A 3,495-nucleotide genomic window follows, 5' to 3' on the forward strand; every position below is an offset into this window, starting at 1 on the left:
GGCGGCACGTCGGGGCTGGTCAAACGTATAGAGGCATCACGGATGGGATATCGAAAACGGCTTCGACGAGTTGAAGAACCAGTGGGGTCTGTCGGGCTTTACCACCCGGGATCTCAACCGCTGTCAGACCACCGCTCGGGCCTGCGCGCTGGTCTACAACTGGTGGAGTTGGTACTGCCGTGCGGCACACCCGGGTGCGCGGCTGGAGGCCATCACGAGCCGCCCGCTGCTGCTCGCTGCCGTGGGCAAGGCCGCCAGCCATGCCGGCCAGACCACGCTGTACCTCACGCCGCTGCACGCCCGCTCCAGCACCGTCAAAGCGCTGATCGCCAATGTTCGCGCGGCCTTACAGCACGTGCGCAGTGCTGCGGAGCAGTTCGGCGACATAGACCGCTGGGGCGCGATGCTGCGCTACATCAGCGAGCGCATCGCGCCGTCCTTGCGCGCCTCTCCCGTGCCTGTCGGCCTTCCTGCGACGGGGTAACTGCCGGATTTAGGCTCAATGAACTGCCGCGCTGAACCAGCGCGGCAGCTGCGAGCCAACTGCACTTGACCGGCCGCTCCATTGATCACGGCGAATTGCGCAACTGGACTACTGCGGCGTGCCACCGAGTTGGGCTTTGGCACGCTCCTCAATGTCACGCACCTGTTGTACAAGTTCTGGTGGTACCCAGACCTCCACGCGTACCCAGCTTACGGGCACGCCATTCGCGGCGGCACGCACAGAGTTGAGGATGCCATTCAAGCGCTGTTTGGACATGTTGCACTGCTGCGCCACCTCAATGGGCGGTATGCTATCGACCAGCACTTTCCGTGCGGCTGCCGCGTTATCCGGCGTCATTTTGACGAGCCGCTTTCTGACGACATCGAACTCCTCGGCGGTCATTGATGCCTTTGCCATCGCCACGCCTTCCTTTGCTGCATCACAGCCTCAAGCGTAGCTTCTTGGCCAGCGTCGTCGCGGCCCCCACCGCCGCCAGCAGGTCCTGCAGCGCCTAGTGCTGGGCACGCAGCGTCGCGCGCTCCTGGCGGCCTTGCAACGCCTCGCACTGCCGCTCGAACAGGCCTTGCTGCCCCTCCTCCCGAACAGCAATCGCGCTCATGCGCTTCTCCTCAGGGTGTCGGTATCGAGGCTGGCGACCTGGCCAAGCACTGCAGCCGCCAGCGACTCGACCGGCTGTCCGCGGCCGGCCGTGTCCGTGCCAGTCGCCGGCGTGGCGAGGAAGCATGCCGTCGTGGCACCGATGCGGCCCACGGTGAGGCCTACAGGCTGGCCGTTGATCTTCCAGACCGTCTCGTCGCGCCGTGCGTCGTAGCGATACGCAAGGGCAGCGGCGAGCCCGTGGCCAGCCTGCCTCAATGCCTGCCGGAATTCCTCGTGAGACACGAGGCAGACTTGCGCAGAGTGGGTGTCCATGGCACGCGCGGGATCGGTCAAGGCCGCAGGCTTGGCGGGCAGTGGCTGCGATGCCGCGCACGGCGGCCGCAAAGCCCCGCACGCAGTCGTTGAAGTGGATGACGCCATTTCAGGGCCTTTCAATACCCGTGAAAGCCGCGGTGGACGCAGGCACCAGCGGCAGATCCCGTGCGATGAAGGAATCAGGCTCGTCGGGCAGCGGCTCGCACACCGGGCAGCCCCCGCGGCTAGAGCACTCCACGGCCACGGCAGCGAGCAGGGCCGCGGTGCGCTCGGGCTGTTCACGCTCGAAGGCCCTGCAGCCCATGGCCGCCGGCGCCAGCGTGCCGCCGCGGCGCTGCCAGTGCTGGCAGCGGCAGCACTGGCCTTTGGCACCTGGGAGACTGGTGTTCATGGCACTCGGACAGCAGACGCACCGGAGAACTCGCGCGGGTAGTGCTGCGCGGCGTGGGCAGCCCATGCATTCCAGGTGTCCCACCAGCAAGGGAAGCAGCCGTCGCGGCGCTGCGCGCTCACGCGCTCGATCTTGACAAGCCACGCCAACGCGCCGCAGTCCAGTTGAGCGCGCCACGAGAACCGCATCCCGAGGCGTCCGGAATGGTCGAGATACCGGGTCACGCTGCCGGCCGGGATGATGTGCGGCGCATCCAGACAGCCTTCGGCCATCTCGCGCCGCTCGCTGCGCGGAATGTCGCTGCGCATGGCGTCAACCAGGTTGGTCATGCGGTCGCGGCCCTTGGTGTGTTGCAGCATCGGCTCCGTGGTGTTGCCCAGGGGAATCAGGCCGGGCGCGTAGCCGACGCCGGGGGCGATGGGGTCGTAAGGCATGATGGAGCTCCTTCAGGCGGCGCGCCTGGGCGCCGTGCAGCAGTTGGCCGGTGGTGGTCAGGTTGGCGATGCGCTGCAGGTCGTGGCGCAGCTCCAGCACGGTGCGAGGGGTCGGCGACCCGGCGCGCGGCCGGGCCGGTTGGTCAGGCGACTCAGGCAGGCTCTATCGCGCCAGCCTTGACCGCGATCTCGCGCACCGCGTCCCAGGCCTTGAGCTTCAGGCCCTCACCAGCACCGAACCACGCTGAAGTCATGCGCGTGTCGTCGCTGCGCCCGCGCTCGTGGTCCACGTAGTCCGTGACCGCATTGAGCAGTGCCCATGCACTCTTGGTGCCGCAAAGGTCGGCGCCGATCTGCGCGCCGCCAAAGAGGTCCATCAGCCGCTTGTAGCTGCGGCTCGCGTGCACGTCGGGCTGCGGCCGGCCCTTGGGCGTGGCCTGGACCGACAGCAGCAGGTCCGCCATGAACTTGTCGGCCTGCGCCTGCGTCACGTCCACCTGCGCCAGCAGCCGCGCCTGCACCAGCCAGCGATCCCACGCGGTGAGCACGATGCCGAGTTGCTGGCGCACGGCGCCCGCGTCGAACTTCTTCATGTGCGGCACGCGCACGCACTGCATAACCGCGCCCTCAGTGGTGTCCTGCTCGGTTTGCCCACCCGTGACGTTCAACCCCGTGCCGGCCGCCATCGTCAGCGTGTTGTGGCACACGACCCGGATGGCGGTGAACTTGGCGGTGGTGGCCATCGTCCCGTCGTAGCTTGTGGCCAGCAGCAGGTAAGGGCGCACCGTGTCCTGGCCGACAACCGGGGCGCCGTCGTTGACCTTCGCCAGCCCCCAGACCCGCTTGCCGTCCGAGAGGGCGCCGGCGGTTTCCAGCACGAACCCGCCAGCTTGCGCAAGCTTGCCGAAAAAGTCCAGGACCTCGCCCGGCTGAACCACCTGGTACCCGTGACTTACGACGCTCAGGGCGCTGCCCGAGTCCGAGCGATAGAGCACGTCCCGCCCTTCCATCGCCTCGATGCGGTCGGCGGCGCCGGCATCGGCACGCTGGAACAGGACCGGCGTGCGCTGGACCGTGTACGCGAGCCCGGCTTCACGGCACCATGTTTCGAGGTCGGCGCCATCCGTCAGGCGCTGCCCCAGCTTGTGCCAGGGGGCCTCACCGACAAAGGCAATCGCGGCGCGGCCGGTGGTGGTAAGTCATCCACAATAAATTATTTAACTCAAAATGCCATTTTGTAGAGTGTCCCG

The 3,495-nt window shown here is 67.3% G+C and carries 6 protein-coding genes; 1 reads left to right on the top strand and 5 read right to left on the bottom strand.

The genetic code is table 11. From position 1 onward, the window contains the following. Window positions 1–70: 70 nt before the first annotated feature. The gene (locus tag Q0741_RS03880) at window positions 71–484 is read left to right on the top strand and encodes a hypothetical protein (protein WP_298231880.1); all 414 of its coding nucleotides are present in this window, start codon (window positions 71–73) and stop codon (window positions 482–484) included. Between the two features lie 108 nt (window positions 485–592). Here the strand turns inward: Q0741_RS03880 and Q0741_RS03885 are convergent, their stop codons facing one another. The 5 genes from Q0741_RS03885 to Q0741_RS03905 all read right to left on the bottom strand — a co-directional run bounded on the left by Q0741_RS03885 (window position 593) and on the right by Q0741_RS03905 (window position 3,420). Continuing rightward, window positions 593–901 (bottom strand): TrfB-related DNA-binding protein, encoded by a 309-nt coding sequence (locus tag Q0741_RS03885; RefSeq protein ID WP_298231884.1) that lies wholly within the window; start codon window positions 899–901, stop codon window positions 593–595. A gap of 198 nt (window positions 902–1,099) precedes the next feature. Further along, window positions 1,100–1,417 (bottom strand): hypothetical protein, encoded by a 318-nt coding sequence (locus Q0741_RS03890; protein WP_298231881.1) that lies wholly within the window; start codon window positions 1,415–1,417, stop codon window positions 1,100–1,102. Window positions 1,418–1,526: 109 nt separating this feature from the next. Beyond that, a complete protein-coding gene (locus Q0741_RS03895; protein ID WP_298231882.1) occupies window positions 1,527–1,811 on the bottom strand; it encodes a hypothetical protein in 285 nt (94 codons plus the stop codon). Next, window positions 1,808–2,245: a hypothetical protein gene (locus Q0741_RS03900; RefSeq protein ID WP_298231883.1), complete on the bottom strand. Its 438-nt coding sequence runs from the start codon at window positions 2,243–2,245 to the stop codon at window positions 1,808–1,810. The genes Q0741_RS03895 and Q0741_RS03900 overlap by 4 nt, the downstream gene beginning before the upstream one ends. Before the next feature lie 152 nt (window positions 2,246–2,397). Then, window positions 2,398–3,420: a DUF932 domain-containing protein gene (locus Q0741_RS03905; protein WP_367184062.1), complete on the bottom strand. Its 1,023-nt coding sequence runs from the start codon at window positions 3,418–3,420 to the stop codon at window positions 2,398–2,400. Between the last annotated feature and the right edge of the window lie 75 nt (window positions 3,421–3,495).

It is taken from the genome of uncultured Azohydromonas sp. (genome assembly GCF_937926365.1).
Lineage (GTDB): Bacteria > Pseudomonadota > Gammaproteobacteria > Burkholderiales > Burkholderiaceae_C > Azohydromonas.

Coding starts and splice junctions, on each gene's coding strand:
- Q0741_RS03885 (WP_298231884.1), bottom strand. CDS start 901: ATGGCAAAGGCATCAATGACCGCCGAGGAGTTCGATGTCGTCAGAAAG.
- Q0741_RS03890 (WP_298231881.1), bottom strand. CDS start 1,417: ATGGACACCCACTCTGCGCAAGTCTGCCTCGTGTCTCACGAGGAATTC.
- Q0741_RS03895 (WP_298231882.1), bottom strand. CDS start 1,811: ATGAACACCAGTCTCCCAGGTGCCAAAGGCCAGTGCTGCCGCTGCCAG.
- Q0741_RS03900 (WP_298231883.1), bottom strand. CDS start 2,245: ATGCCTTACGACCCCATCGCCCCCGGCGTCGGCTACGCGCCCGGCCTG.